Source organism: Flavobacterium soyae (assembly GCF_021245985.1).
GTDB lineage: Bacteria > Bacteroidota > Bacteroidia > Flavobacteriales > Flavobacteriaceae > Flavobacterium > Flavobacterium soyae.
The window spans coordinates 1-255 of record NZ_JAJQXA010000079.1 but is presented as its reverse complement, the minus strand read 5'-3'; the positions used below and the strand labels follow the sequence as shown (position 1 = coordinate 255).

Sequence of the window (255 nt, the reverse complement as noted above, 5' to 3'; positions counted from 1 at the left end):
CGGGGTAGCCGGCTGCGCATTGATAACCGCAGCAGAGGATGCACCCGAAGTACAGCCGTTTGCTGAAGCCGTTACCGTGTAGCTTCCTGCCGGTGCCGTTACAGTATCCCCCGACTGGGAAACACCTACCGACGGGCTTACCGTATAGGTATTCGAAGCATCATAGTTTGTAATTGTAAAACTTCCAGATGCCGTTAAGCATGTAGGCTGGATCACAGCGCTTAATGACGGAACTGCCGGGGTAGCCGGCTGCGC

1 protein-coding gene is annotated in these 255 nt (G+C 55.3%); it reads right to left on the bottom strand.

The annotated features are described in order from the left end of the window. The coding region (locus LUU93_RS21660) for a hypothetical protein (RefSeq protein ID WP_232683242.1) at positions 1-255 on the bottom strand (255 nt) is incomplete at both ends.